Origin of the sequence: Cellulophaga sp. 3_MG-2023 (assembly GCF_030546975.1) — a bacterium.
GTDB lineage: Bacteria > Bacteroidota > Bacteroidia > Flavobacteriales > Flavobacteriaceae > Cellulophaga.
In genome coordinates this window covers 678,385-691,452 of record NZ_JAUOPS010000002.1, presented here as the reverse complement: position 1 = coordinate 691,452, position 13,068 = coordinate 678,385, and the positions used below count along the sequence as shown (strand labels likewise).

Below are 13,068 nucleotides of genomic sequence, written 5' to 3'. Positions count from 1 at the left end.
TTGTGCTTAGTTTTATTCTTCGTAATATTCTTTTATTATAATTTTCTTGCCTTTGGTTAGTTTTTTCAATTCACTTAAAATATAATATCTATGCATAAATCCACAGAGAACAACAATTCGTTTGCCATTGTTCTGTTCAGAAATTTTCATTATATTTTTTGCCATTGTTTTATTTCTTAAATCCCAAAAATCACAAGCTAACTGAAACCCATCTCGGTAACTTATTTTTTCTCCATTTGGTTTGGTATGAAAGCGATTTGAGAACTCATCTCTTACATTTGTAATTTTCGATAACATTTTATACTGATAATACTGTCTTTCTGCGCAAATACTATCCGTTGTGCTGTTGTTAAAATTTTCAGGTGATTTAGAAGCCAATATTATTAGTGGCTCCAAAAGAGATTCATATTTATTGTAAATTTTAGATTCAGCAGCAGTTAATAAATTAGCTTTTTTTAAACTATCCAATAATTTTGTTGTAAAACCGTCTGTTGGGCGTGAACCAATATTTAATCGGTATTCATTTCTGCCTTCAAACTCATAAGGTCTTAATTTTGTCTTGGAATATTTTTTAAAATATTTTTCTGATGCTATAGCTTCATTACTTGTTGATACATTTTTGTATCTAAAATCAGAAGTAAAGAATGAAGAATCTACTTCTCGTAATATAAAATCAGGTTTAACGTCTTCTAATATATTAAAGAGAATTTCTGAATTAAAATTAGATTCTGGTTTATGAAGTGTTCCAATAACAATTATTTCAGTTGACTTTTCAGTTTTACAAGATAAAATTGTTATTAAAATAAGTACTATTAGTATTGGTTTATTCATTTTTTAATTAAGGCTAACCGGTCTTGTATATGAAAAGTAGCACTGGAAAAGAGCAACCACTATTCGGTTAAACACAGATCTTTTTTAAATTTCCTTTGTTTTAGCGATTAAACCGCTATTACTTATACACAATATTGGCAAGTCGTTTTTTTTATTCAACTACTTTTTAATTTTAACAAGAGTTGTATCGTTTAATTTATCATTTGTTAATTGAGTTATTTTATTCTCAAGAGAATCAAATTCTGTACTCTTAATCCTATATGCCTTTTTTAGAGAATCATATTTTGTTATCACGTTTTTATAATTTTTATTGATAGAATCGCTCTGAATTTTAAGATTGTTATAATTAGACTTAAGTTCACTGTCAGAATAAGATTTAAATATTCCAAAACTACCAAACAAAAGAAAAATTGGTAGATAGATGTATTGATAAGTAGTTAAAAAAGTTTTTTTGTTAATACGTTTTTTTTCCTCTTCAAGAAATTTATGCGCACCTTTTACATCAGCTTGGTCAAAATTTTCTCCAGCATTATATTCATAAATATCAGCTGCTTTAGGGTAATTTCTAACAAGTTTTCTTTTCAAAACCTTATATCCGACTAATTTATTCGCCATTAAATCCTCAGGCTGTACATTATCCCTAACAGGTAGTTCATATTTTCCTTCCCGCTTAACAGTTTGCATAATAACATTCATAATGTTCTTCCCTTGTTCAAGTCCCATTACGTTAATTGTCATTTTGGCCATATTATTTATGTGTATTTTGAGATAAATTTTTATTAATTCAATGTTCGTGTAAATGTTTGCTAACGTTTTTGGCAAATCGTTTTTTATTATTCTGGCATTTCAGTTTCAAAACTTTCTGTTAGTTTTTCCATTTCAATCCAATGGACAGTCAATTCAATTAATTTTTTAAGGTCTTGTAAATTTTTTGACTCCCATTTTTTCACATAATGAGTTTCATCGTTTCCAAGCCAAACTGCTCTTTTTACAACTGTTTTAATTCTTTCATCGCTAACATATTCTTTTATGCAACCTGCTAATCGCATTTTTAAAATTTCCCCCTTTTCGGTTTCATTTTTTAAAATTGCGTAATCTTTTATTAAAAATTCAAGTGCTTTTCGGTACCCAACACCGCAAATTTCTTTCAAATTGTGTTGTTCCGCTGAATAGGCTTCATTGTATATTTGAACAAATGATGGAGAAACCTCTACTATAGATGCATTAAACTCTTTAGTTAGTAGGTTCCCAATAGTTGTCCTGTTATCGTAAATCCAAATACCTCCAACATAGTTGTAATATCCAATGAATGTTTGTCTGCAAGTATCTTTTGGACACGACATAAAAATTTCAAGTTGACTTTTTCCTTTAAAGCCAGATATTACGTTTGGTGAAATCAAATTATGACAAAATGGACATTCGTCTGGTAAAGGTCTGAATTGGTATGTTCCTGAGGAAGTATTTACTTGCATATTTATGTGTGTTCTTAAATGTTTGCCAACAATTTTGTATATGGCTTTTAGCGTGAAAAATTAGCGATTGTTTTCGGATTAAAGTCAAGCCGAATTTTAAATTTTACTATTTATCTTTATTATTGTAAATCGTCAAATTTAAAAATTTGGCGGTCTTTGTAAATAAGCAGAAACCTTTTGATTAAGCATCTAATAGCTATGTTTTATGTGCCTTGTTAGGCATAGTGCTTTTATACTTTCAGTGTTTTATTATCTGTATTATAGTCATTTCCCACACAATATTCAGAACCATTTAATTTATCAGAAACCATTGAAGTCGTAAATATAATTTGATGAGACTTTTCCTTTTCTAAGTAATCACTTGATATACTTGTTATTATTTCTTGAAAATTTTGAGTTCTCTCTTTTTCCATTCCTTTGTCTTCCATATTGTCACAAAGAATAAAACGAGGGTATCTCATAAAATCTAATTCAAGACTAGCGAAGAAAATTGAAAAGATAACCGCATTTTTAAAAAATGTTTTAGAACTAGCAGAAAAGTTATTGTTTCCGTCTAAAGTGAAAGAATCTCTTAAAAAATCTACTTCTACTATTTTTCCTGTTCTAAATTCGTCTTGTCGAGGCAAATCTTTTCTAAGTATGCCAATAGCAATTTCCTTAACTTTGCTCACAACTAAAGAATGTTTATGTTTTTGGTCGTTTTCTTTCTCGGATATAGTAAGTTTTAATCCCGTAATTTCTTTTTCTAATTCTGAGATTTCTGATTTAAGCTGTTCAATTAATTCAACAATTTGTAAATGTTTAGTAAGATTTTCAACTTCACTTTCTATAAATCCTTTTGAAACTAATAGATTATCAATTCTTTCATTTCTAGTTGATTGTGGATTTAAGATAGAGGCATCAAGTTCTTTTTGATAATATCTAAGTTTTTCTATATTTATTGGTAATTGACCTTGTAAATCAGCGTATGTTTTTTCTTTTTTCTCAAGTAATTTAGTTGACTCTTTTACTTGTATCTGCATTTCTTGAAGTAACCTTTTAGCATTTGCTTTTTCAGCTTCTTCTTCAAGAGGTTGTTTGCATAATTTACAGTGGTTATCTATTACTTCTGTACTTAGTATTTCCAAACATTGTGGACAATGTGTTAATGTTAAATCGCCAACTGTCTTTCTTGTTAGAATAGAATTGTATAGTTCCGAAACTCTTTTATTTAAAGTAGATATAAATTGTTTGGAATCAGCAATTTCTAAATCATATTGATTGATTTTAGTTGTAATCTTATTTACTACATTTTTATATCCTATTAATTCTTTTTTAATTTTCTCGGTATTGGTTTCTGTTCTTTTAGTGGTTTTTACTTTTTCTACATCTCTAAGAGATTGTATCTCAGAACTAATTTTTGTAAGATTATCATTAGATTTTTTTATGTCTTTTTCTATTGTTTCCCTATTTGCAGAGACACCGGAATGAGTTACTACATTAATTAGATTTTTATATTCCCTTTCCTTTAAATCTAAATTTTTAGATTTATCTCTAAGACTAATTCTGTCTGAATAAAGAGAATCATCATAAATACCAAGTAAAATTTCTGAAATTGTTTTTCTTGTTAATGGTGGGTCGAAGTTTTCAAATCTAAATAAACTTTGAGGATGTGTTTCTTGGTCAACATATAAAAGCCTTAAGATTTGATGCATCGTTATATTACTATCTAAATCTCCTTTTACCTCAGGAAAGTCTAAAGCATTAAAAAGAATATTCGAAAAACTTAAAACGTTGTCACTACTTTTATAAGGAAATATCTTCCAATTTAGACCATCGGATTTTGCTTTCTCATAACTTCCCCAAAATATTTGTAACGGTGTAAGTACAGAATCACTAATATCTCTTCTTAATGTAAATTCCGCACCATTAATTAGAATTTCTGCTGTTACATCTTTACATTTTCGAGCTTCTGAAGTCCAATTATTAAAAGCTCCTCCCAATATATAAAATATAAAATTTGAGATAGTAGATTTTCCAGAGCTATTTTTACCCCTTATAATATTTATGCCAAAATGGAATGATTCGCTATAAGCGATACGATTACTATAATCTCTTATAATAATTTGTTTAATTGTTATTTGAGGTTTATTTTCTGTCATATCTAAATTCTAAAAGTCCAGTTCTTTCTTTTAATCCTCGAAGTGCTAAAAAATTAAACCCCTTAACTAGTTTTATTATATTTTCTTTTTCAGTATTTGTCTCAGCTAACTTTTCCTGTAGCTCAGAAGGTAGTGGCTTATCTGTTCTTTTTATTATATTTTTTGATAATAAAGCACTGTCAATCAATCCATAAGATGCTAAATACCTTAAGGCGGAAAGCTGATAGGTTTTCATACGTTCTGCAATCCTTTTTGGGTCAATTAAATCTTCATAAGGATTGTCTGGCTTATTTTTAAATATTTTTTTTAATTCAGACAAATCTCTTGGAAAAGTAATTCGCCTTGCTTCATTTGGAAAGGTTAAATAGAAGTCCCAAATTCTTAATTTGTCTAGTTCAATTTCAGTTTCTTCCATTTTAGAAAGAAGCTGTAACATTCTAAATGCGCAGTTATAAATATCGAAAGCTGGATGATATACTAGCATAAGATTAATTCCATTTTATATGACAATTACCAGTTAGGAAAAATATCATTCCCATTATATCGTCTTCATTGTATCTAAAAAGATTAATTCCTAAATCCTCTTGAACAGGTTTAATTATTCTTTCTGTAATGAGGAAGTTTATTCTTTCTTCTGATTCATTTTGACATATTAAAGTATAAATTTCTCGCATAAAACTACTCCTTACTTTAGTAAGTAAAAAAACGTTTATGTCTTGAGCAATTGCTGAATATTGCGATGTTTTCATTAATTTACGATGAAATCTATCTTTTACATCTAGAGCATAATCCAGTAGTTTTTCACGCCCACCATTTTCAAGTTTTTTCTCTAATCCTATTACGTCATTATCTATAACCGAATTTAAATAATCTAATTCCTCACAAAGTTCTTTAAACTCTGGGTTTGATACTTTTTCTTTTTCATATCTATTGTAAAGGTCTTCCAAATATGTTGAACGAGATTGGTAGTTATTCACAACTGAAATACTTTTGTCAGTATAATCTCTACCTGCTAAATTTCCTCCAACGTTAGAATCTTCAATCTTTACTTCATTATTGTTGTCAGCCATCTTTAATTTTTGTCTCTACCAACAAAATTACCGCCAACATTTCCTTTAACATTAACATTACTGTTATTGTCTCCTTTAATCTGTTGTTTTAGTTTAAAGACTTTAGAAACAGCAAAAATGCTTATAAAAAAACCAAGTATTCCGCAGATATTTGCAATAAGTGTAATAGTTTCATTCATAATTTTATTGTTTATTTCGATTTTTTTTGCATTATGCCTAACTAGTGTATAAACTCAAATCATTGCGATTGTTCCGCCCAAATGGCTGTGTAAACGCACATATTGCTTTTCTAGTTGTTTGTTTGGTTGCTATTTTTTTTTTCACAATTTAAAACTATTTTATGTACTGCAATTACGGAAATGTGTAATTGGCCCAATTTTATGTATAAAATGTATTAGAAAATGCTTATTTACAATAACATTTTAAGGTTGTTTGTGTCGTTTTTAAACGACTACAAACATTTACAACCGAAAGTAAGCGCTTTGTACCCGACTAAAATTTGCTGGTGCCCATAAGTTTGCAGTGCCAATGCAATAGTGCTTTGGTAGTATTAACTGTTAAACATTAAAACACACAAATTATGAACGCACTTAAAAACAGAGTACAGTTGATTGGGAACTTAGGTAACGACCCGGAAATTATGAACTTAGATGGCGGTAAAAAATTGGCACGCTTTTCTGTAGCTACTAACGAGACTTACAAAAATGCTGCTGGCGAAAAAGTAACAGATACCCAATGGCACAATGTTGTTGCTTGGGGTAAAACTGCAGAAATTGTAGAAAAATATATTACCAAAGGAAAAGAAATTGCTTTAGAGGGCAAGTTGGTTAGCAGGTCTTACGAGACTAAAGAAGGAGAAAAAAAATACATTACAGAAGTTAATTGTAACGAGATTTTAATGCTTGGTAAAGGATAAAATATACCAAACACTAACCAAAATTTAAAAGGCTTTCTATACTGGTTTAGAAAGCCTTTTTTGTATTACATATTTTTGTGTAATGCTAGTTGTATGCGTTTACGGGCAACATCTACCTCTAATACTTTTACTAGTATTTGTTGGTGTAGACTTACGTGCTCATTAACGTCTTTTACAAAAGTATCTGCTAAGTTAGATATGTGTATTAAACCACTTTCTTTAATACCAACATCTACAAAGCAACCAAAATTGGTAATGTTGTTTACTATGCCAGGTAGTAGTTGTCCTGGGCTTAAATCTGTAATAGACCGTATGTTTTGGTTAAAAGAAAACACTTTTGCTTTTTCTCTAATATCTAAACCTGGTTTTTCTAGCTCCTTAACAATGTCTTGCAATGTTGGTAAACCAACAGTATCTGTACAATAGTTTTGCAGGTTTACTTTTTGCAGTACTTCTTTATTACCAATTAACTCTTGTATGCTAACTTTAGCATCTTTAGTTATTTGTTGTACTATGCTGTAACTTTCTGGGTGTACGGCAGAATCATCTAACGGGTTTTTAGCATTTTTTATACGTAAAAAAGCTGCGCCTTGCTCGTAAGCTTTGCCACCCAAACGTGGTACTTTTTTTATGGCTGTTCTGCTTGTAAAAGCACCATTTTCGTTTCTGTAGTTTACTATATTTTCTGCTAATTTTGGACCAATACCAGACACATAACTTAATAAAGAAGTACTTGCAGTGTTTATATTTACACCAACCGAGTTTACACAACTCTCTACAACGGTATCTAAGGATTGCTTTAGTTTGCTTTGGTCTACATCATGTTGGTATTGCCCAACACCAATAGATTTGGCATCTATTTTTACCAATTCTGCTAACGGGTCTGCTAGTCTACGACCAATAGAAACTGCACCACGTACGGTTACATCATAATCTGGAAACTCATCCCTAGCAATTTTTGATGCCGAGTATATAGATGCTCCTGCCTCGCTTACCACAAAAACCTCTACAGGGTTTTTAAAATGTATTTGTTTTACCAAATGCTCTGTTTCTCTAGATGCTGTACCGTTACCAATTGCTATGGCTTCAATTTTATAAGCATCTGTTAACGAGCTAATTTTTTTAATAGCTTCTGTGCTTTTGTTTTGTGGTGCATGCGGATAAATGGTTTCATTATGCAACAAATCTCCTTGCGCATCTAAACATACCAATTTGCAACCGGTTCTAAAGCCGGGATCTAAAGCTAAAATTCTTTTTTCGCCTAACGGAGAACCTAAAAGTAACTGCTTTAAATTTTTAGAGAATACAGCTATTGCATCTGCATCTGCTTTTTCTTTGGCATTTTTTAAAAGCTCGTTAGACAAAGAGGGTAGTAGTAGTCTTTTGTAAGCATCTTGTATGGCTAGTTCTATTTGAGAGCTACACGCGTTGTTGCTTTTAATAATTCTACTTTCAATTTTGTCTAAAGCACGTTCTTTGTCTATTTCTATTTTAACACGAATAAAACCTTCTTTTTCGGCTCTTAAAATGGCAAGTAACCTGTGTGATGGGCAACGTTTTAAAGCCTCGCTCCAGTCAAAATAATCTCTAAACTTTTGCGCTTTTTCGTCTTCTTTTTTAGTGCCAATTACTTTGGTAGCAATTAGGGCGTAATTTTCAAGCTGGTAACGTATGCCGTTTCTAATATCACTACGCTCATTAATCCATTCAGCAATAATATGTCTGGCTCCTTCTAAAGCCAAGTCTTCATTAATAATGGTTTCGTTTAAGTATTTAGAGGCAGTGTATTCAATTTCATCATTACGCTGTGCCATTATTATTTTAGCCAATGGCTCTAAACCATTTTTAATAGCGGTTTCTGCCTTTGTCTTGCGCTTCTTCTTATAAGGCAAGTACATATCTTCTAAAGTAGTAAGGTTGTCTGTAGCAGCAATTTTAGTTTGGAGTTCTGTGGTTAAAACATTTTGCTCCTGTAAAGCTTTAAGTATTGCTGTTTTTCTTTTTTCTAAGGCTTCAAACTGTGCTTTATAAGTAACAATATCACCAATTTGAACCTCGTCTAAATTACCTGTTTTTTCTTTTCTGTATCTAGATATAAAAGGTATGGTGCAATCTTCATTTAAAAGCTCTATAGTATTTTTTACACTTAGTTCTGGTAACTGTGTGTGTTTAAGTATATATTTTATCATTAAAAAAGACCTTATAAAAATTAGTTTTATAAGGTCTCTAATATATTTAACTCAATTGATTTAATCGAATTTCTATGCTATAAATTTTCTAGTTTTCGCCAGACTGCATTTTAGCATCATTTATCATTTTCTCATTAGGTAAAATAGCAACGTTAACTCTTCTGTTTTTTGCTCTACCTTCTGCAGTAGAATTGTCGTTAGTTGGTTGTTCTTCACCAAACCATTGTGTAGTAAATCTACTAGCAGCAATACCTTTAGCTGTTAAGTATGATGTTACAGCGTTTGCTCTATTTTTAGATAATGTCATATTATAATCTGCAGCACCAGAACTATCTGTGTGGCCTACTACCAATATGTTAGTATCTGGATACTCTGTAAATACACTTGCTAATTTATCTAAAGATGTTTTAGAAGCACCATTAATGTTGTATTTAGCTGTGTCAAAAAATACACCACTATTTTCATCAAAAGTTACAACAATACCATTGTCTACACGCTCTACTTGTGCACCAGGAATTTCGTTCTCAATTTTTTGAGCTTGCTTATCCATTCTGTTACCAATAAGTACACCAGCACCACCACCAACAACACCACCAATAACAGCACCTAACTCGCTATTACCTTTACCAACGTTGTTACCAATTATTGCTCCTAAAATTGCACCACCAGCAACACCTATTGCGCCACCTTTTTGTTTGTTGTTTGCATTTTGTACCGCATCACAGCTTGTAAAATTTGCCATTAATAGTAATGCAAAAGCACCTAATGTTATTTTTTTTATTGTTGTTTTCATGTGTTTATTTTTAAAATTATTTAATAAGTAATGGGTTGTGTTTATTGCCAGTCTGCTTTTGTAAAATTCATTGTAATAGTAAATGGTTTACCATCTACAGATAATGTTTGTGTCCATGTCATGTTAGACTCTGTTAACAATGCCAATGATAATCTAAAACCAACATTGTTTTGGCTTTTTCCTTTTGCGTCTGTTGGCTTAATTAAAAAGTCATACAAACCTGTAGTTTCATCAATTTCCTGAATTGTAAAAATGAAATTACGTTCTCCTGTAGCACAATTTGCATTGTTTATGCTGTACTTACCTGTATTGTTGTTAGGTATAAAAGACCAAGAACTACCGTTAAAACAATCTTTAGATACATCATTTAAAAGTGTAACGTTGTATTCACCAGCTTCACTATAAGTAATGTTGCTAAGTGTCCATTCTCCTTTAATTACTTTTTTTGATGTTCTTACTGTTTTTGATGCTCCGCAAGAAACTAAACTTACTGCAAGTAGTAGTACTATTAACTGTTTCATAATATTTATTTGTTTTATGTATATACGAAATAACTCAATTATTAGACCACAGTGTAACTCATTTGCATAAAATAATGATGCAAATAATTTTGTAGTCCAAATATGATGTAAAGATACTGGAAGTAGTGTTAATTAGGTGTAAATAAAAATAAAAATTAGATAAAGTGCATAGGTTTATGCCACTTTTTTAAGCAAATCAAAACAAGGACATTTTTTACATCGCTTGCTTTCAGACTTTTTGTATTTGCTACAGCATTTGCTTTTTACCTTACCGGCTACTTTAGGAGTATCCTTTAGTAATTTTTTTAATGCTTTTTTTTCTTTTTTCTTGTCCTTCTTTTTGCCCATAACTACTTATGCCTAAAAATAGTAAGGCAAAAGTAGTTATTTTAAATTAATCTAAATAAGATTATTATGTTAAACTTATTGTGGGTTTTCTGTAGAGGCGGTAGATACTGTTATTTGCTGTATATCTCTATCAAATAAATACAAGCCACCTTTATCATCTCCAATAAGGTTTATTTTATCTAAAATAGTGCGTGCCATAGCTTCTTCTTCTATTTGCTCAGATACGTACCATTGTAAAAAGTTATGCGTAGCATAGTCTTTTTCTTGTAAACTAATATGTACTAGTTCGTTAATACTGTTAGATACAAAAACTTCGTGCTCAAATAATTTTTCAAACATTTCTTTAAAAGAAGAAAAAGTAACGTTTGGTGCAGCAAGCTCAGATATTTGTGCGTGTCCGCCACGTTCATTAACAAACTTAATAAGCTTAAGCATATGGTCTCTTTCTTCGTTAGACTGGTCGTACATAAAACCAGCAACACCTTCTAAACCTTTAACCTCTGCCCAACAAGCCATTGCTAAATAAATTTGAGAAGATTCTGCTTCTATTTTTATCTGGTTGTTAAGTGCTTTTTCTATATTTTTTGATAACATAATTTTCTGCTTTTTATAAAATTACAAATTAATTAATTGTTTCTCCACTATTTACACCATCTTCATCTGGATTTACAAAAACTAATTTGCCGTCTGCATTCTCTGTCATCAAAATCATTCCTTCACTATCTACACCACGTAATGCTCTTGGTGCTAAGTTTACAAGTACAGTTACTTTTTTGCCTACAATTTCTTCAGGAGTAAAGCTTTCTGCAATACCAGAAACTATAGTACGTGTATCTAAACCAGTATCTACTTTTAAAACCAATAACTTTTTAGCTTTTGGCATTTTCTCTGCTTCTATTATAGTACCAACACGCATATCTAACTTTGTAAAATCGTCAAAAGTAATGGTGTCTTTTTGTGGAGTAACCTCTTTATTCATTTGTAGGTTTGCTTTTTTTGTAGCTTCTAATTTTGCTAGTTGAGCTTCAATTTCTTTGTCTTCAACTTTTCTAAACAATAACTCTGCTTTGTTAATTGTATGTCCGGCTGGTAATAATACATCTAAGGTAGAAACTGTGTTCCATTCTACAGTTGTATCTGCCGCAGCTACATTTAAAATATTTTTAAGTTTTGTTGATGTAAACGGTAAAAAAGGTTCGCTTAAAACAGCTAGCGCAGATGCTATTTGTAAAGCAACATACATTATGGTTTTTACACGTTCTTCATCTTGCTTAATAACTTTCCAAGGTTCTTCATCTGCTAGGTACTTGTTACCAAGTCTAGCAAGGTTCATTAATTCTTGTCCGGCTTCTCTAAATCTATATCGTTCTAAAGAGCTAGAAATTATGCTTGGGTATTTTTTAACCTCTTCTAAAGTAGCTTTATCAACGTCTGTAAATGCAGCAGGTGTTGGTAAAACACCATTGTAATATTTGTTTGTTAATACCACAACTCTGTTTATAAAGTTGCCAAAAATAGCAACCAACTCGTTGTTATTACGTGCCTGAAAATCTTTCCAAGTAAAATCGTTATCCTTAGTTTCTGGTGCATTTGCAGTTAATGTATAACGCAACACATCTTGCATATCAGGAAAATCTTCTAAATACTCATGCAACCAAACGGCCCAGTTTTTAGAGGTTGATAATTTATTACCTTCTAAGTTTAAGAATTCGTTTGCAGGTACATTTTCAGGTAAAATAAAATCTCCGTGTGCTTTTAACATGCTAGGAAAAATAATACAGTGAAATACTATATTGTCTTTACCAATAAAATGAAGCATTTTTGTATTCTCGTCTTTCCAGTATGGCTCCCAGTCTTTGCCCTCGCGAGCAGCCCACTCTTTTGTAGATGATATGTAACCAATAGGAGCATCAAACCAAACGTAAAGTACTTTGCCTTCTCCGCCAGGTACCGGAACAGGAATTCCCCAGTCTAAATCTCTTGTTACTGCACGTGGTTTTAAACCGTCATCAATCCAAGATTTACATTGTCCGTAAACGTTAGGTTTCCAATCGTTTTTGTGTCCTTCTAAAATCCATTCTTTTAAAAAGTCTTCATATCTATCTAAAGGTAAAAACCAGTGTTTTGTTTCTTTTAATGTTGGTACAGCACCAGATATTGTAGATTTTGGGTTTATTAGCTCGGTAGCATTTAAGGTAGATCCGCAATTTTCGCATTGGTCACCATAAGCCTCTTCATGACCACATTTTGGGCACGTACCAATTACAAACCTATCTGCTAAAAATTGCTTAGCTTCTGCATCATACAATTGTTCTGTAGTTTCTTCTATAAAGTCACCCTTGTCATATAAGTTTTTAAAAAACTCAGAAGCTGTATCATGATGTACTTGTGCAGAAGTACGCGAGTAATTATCAAACGTAATACCAAAATCTAAAAAAGATTGTTTAATAATTGCGTGGTACTTATCTATAACTTCTTTAGGTGTAATACCTTCTTTTTTGGCTTTCATAGAAATGGCAACACCGTGCTCATCACTACCACATACAAATGCAACATCTTTATTTGTGCCTCTTAAATAACGTGCATAAATATCTGCAGGTACATATACACCTGCCAAATGGCCAATATGTATTGGTCCGTTTGTATAGGGTAATGCTGCTGTAATTGTATATCTGCTTGGTGTTTTAGTTTCTTGTGCCATTAAAATTGAATTAAGCTGCAAAAATACATTTTTAGCCAGCAGTACTAAAGAAAAAGATTGAAATAAATGTAAAGGTTGATGCCCTT

At 31.3% G+C, this 13,068-nt stretch carries 13 protein-coding genes; 1 reads left to right on the top strand and 12 read right to left on the bottom strand.

Features of this window, described 5'->3' with window-relative positions; translation table 11 throughout:
• Positions 1 to 12: 12 nt before the first annotated feature.
• The 7 genes from Q4487_RS07940 to Q4487_RS07910 all read right to left on the bottom strand — a co-directional run bounded on the left by Q4487_RS07940 (position 13) and on the right by Q4487_RS07910 (position 5,693).
• Positions 13 to 831, bottom strand: a complete 819-nt coding sequence (locus Q4487_RS07940; RefSeq protein WP_303540281.1) for a hypothetical protein — start codon at positions 829 to 831, stop codon at positions 13 to 15.
• Between the two features lie 159 nt (positions 832 to 990).
• Positions 991 to 1,554: a hypothetical protein gene (locus Q4487_RS07935; RefSeq protein WP_303540284.1), complete on the bottom strand. Its 564-nt coding sequence runs from the start codon at positions 1,552 to 1,554 to the stop codon at positions 991 to 993.
• Positions 1,555 to 1,664: 110 nt separating this feature from the next.
• The gene (locus Q4487_RS07930) at positions 1,665 to 2,303 is read right to left on the bottom strand and encodes a DUF4145 domain-containing protein (protein ID WP_303540286.1); all 639 of its coding nucleotides are present in this window, start codon (positions 2,301 to 2,303) and stop codon (positions 1,665 to 1,667) included.
• A gap of 230 nt (positions 2,304 to 2,533) precedes the next feature.
• A complete protein-coding gene (locus Q4487_RS07925) occupies positions 2,534 to 4,444 on the bottom strand; it encodes an AAA family ATPase (RefSeq protein WP_303540288.1) in 1,911 nt (636 codons plus the stop codon).
• Positions 4,431 to 4,880, bottom strand: a complete 450-nt coding sequence (locus Q4487_RS07920) for an ABC-three component system middle component 5 (RefSeq protein ID WP_368411507.1) — start codon at positions 4,878 to 4,880, stop codon at positions 4,431 to 4,433. Before Q4487_RS07920 ends, Q4487_RS07925 begins: the two co-directional genes overlap by 14 nt.
• Before the next feature lie 52 nt (positions 4,881 to 4,932).
• Positions 4,933 to 5,514: an ABC-three component system protein gene (locus Q4487_RS07915; RefSeq protein ID WP_303540292.1), complete on the bottom strand. Its 582-nt coding sequence runs from the start codon at positions 5,512 to 5,514 to the stop codon at positions 4,933 to 4,935.
• A gap of 2 nt (positions 5,515 to 5,516) precedes the next feature.
• Entirely contained in the window at positions 5,517 to 5,693 is a 177-nt protein-coding gene (locus Q4487_RS07910) for a hypothetical protein (RefSeq protein ID WP_303540294.1), read from the bottom strand.
• A 401-nt stretch (positions 5,694 to 6,094) separates the two neighbouring features.
• On the opposite strand from Q4487_RS07910, the gene Q4487_RS07905 reads away from it, so the two are divergent.
• Positions 6,095 to 6,430 carry a single-stranded DNA-binding protein gene (locus Q4487_RS07905; RefSeq protein ID WP_303540296.1) on the top strand — a complete coding sequence of 112 codons (336 nt, stop codon included), beginning with the start codon at positions 6,095 to 6,097 and terminating at the stop codon, positions 6,428 to 6,430.
• 65 nt (positions 6,431 to 6,495) lie between these two features.
• Here Q4487_RS07905 and Q4487_RS07900 read toward each other — a convergent pair whose 3' ends face one another.
• From Q4487_RS07900 to metG, 5 genes are all read right to left on the bottom strand, one after another.
• Positions 6,496 to 8,619, bottom strand: coding sequence for a Tex family protein (locus Q4487_RS07900; protein WP_100894027.1), 2,124 nt, complete (start codon positions 8,617 to 8,619; stop codon positions 6,496 to 6,498).
• Between the two features lie 88 nt (positions 8,620 to 8,707).
• On the bottom strand, positions 8,708 to 9,412 hold the full coding sequence (locus Q4487_RS07895) for an OmpA family protein (protein WP_100894026.1): 705 nt from the start codon (positions 9,410 to 9,412) through the stop codon (positions 8,708 to 8,710).
• A gap of 41 nt (positions 9,413 to 9,453) precedes the next feature.
• Positions 9,454 to 9,933 (bottom strand): lipocalin family protein, encoded by a 480-nt coding sequence (locus tag Q4487_RS07890; RefSeq protein ID WP_100894025.1) that lies wholly within the window; start codon positions 9,931 to 9,933, stop codon positions 9,454 to 9,456.
• A 423-nt stretch (positions 9,934 to 10,356) separates the two neighbouring features.
• Positions 10,357 to 10,875 (bottom strand): ferritin, encoded by a 519-nt coding sequence (locus tag Q4487_RS07885; protein ID WP_100894024.1) that lies wholly within the window; start codon positions 10,873 to 10,875, stop codon positions 10,357 to 10,359.
• Between the two features lie 28 nt (positions 10,876 to 10,903).
• The gene (gene metG / locus Q4487_RS07880; RefSeq protein ID WP_100894023.1) at positions 10,904 to 12,982 is read right to left on the bottom strand and encodes a methionine--tRNA ligase; all 2,079 of its coding nucleotides are present in this window, start codon (positions 12,980 to 12,982) and stop codon (positions 10,904 to 10,906) included.
• Positions 12,983 to 13,068: the final 86 nt, after the last annotated feature.

Coding starts and splice junctions, on each gene's coding strand:
- Q4487_RS07900 (WP_100894027.1), bottom strand. CDS start 8,619: ATGATAAAATATATACTTAAACACACACAGTTACCAGAACTAAGTGTA.
- Q4487_RS07895 (WP_100894026.1), bottom strand. CDS start 9,412: ATGAAAACAACAATAAAAAAAATAACATTAGGTGCTTTTGCATTACTA.
- Q4487_RS07905 (WP_303540296.1), top strand. CDS start 6,095: ATGAACGCACTTAAAAACAGAGTACAGTTGATTGGGAACTTAGGTAAC.
- Q4487_RS07940 (WP_303540281.1), bottom strand. CDS start 831: ATGAATAAACCAATACTAATAGTACTTATTTTAATAACAATTTTATCT.
- metG (WP_100894023.1), bottom strand. CDS start 12,982: ATGGCACAAGAAACTAAAACACCAAGCAGATATACAATTACAGCAGCA.
- Q4487_RS07920 (WP_368411507.1), bottom strand. CDS start 4,880: ATGTTACAGCTTCTTTCTAAAATGGAAGAAACTGAAATTGAACTAGAC.
- Q4487_RS07915 (WP_303540292.1), bottom strand. CDS start 5,514: ATGGCTGACAACAATAATGAAGTAAAGATTGAAGATTCTAACGTTGGA.
- Q4487_RS07885 (WP_100894024.1), bottom strand. CDS start 10,875: ATGTTATCAAAAAATATAGAAAAAGCACTTAACAACCAGATAAAAATA.
- Q4487_RS07930 (WP_303540286.1), bottom strand. CDS start 2,303: ATGCAAGTAAATACTTCCTCAGGAACATACCAATTCAGACCTTTACCA.
- Q4487_RS07925 (WP_303540288.1), bottom strand. CDS start 4,444: ATGACAGAAAATAAACCTCAAATAACAATTAAACAAATTATTATAAGA.
- Q4487_RS07935 (WP_303540284.1), bottom strand. CDS start 1,554: ATGGGACTTGAACAAGGGAAGAACATTATGAATGTTATTATGCAAACT.
- Q4487_RS07910 (WP_303540294.1), bottom strand. CDS start 5,693: ATGAATGAAACTATTACACTTATTGCAAATATCTGCGGAATACTTGGT.
- Q4487_RS07890 (WP_100894025.1), bottom strand. CDS start 9,933: ATGAAACAGTTAATAGTACTACTACTTGCAGTAAGTTTAGTTTCTTGC.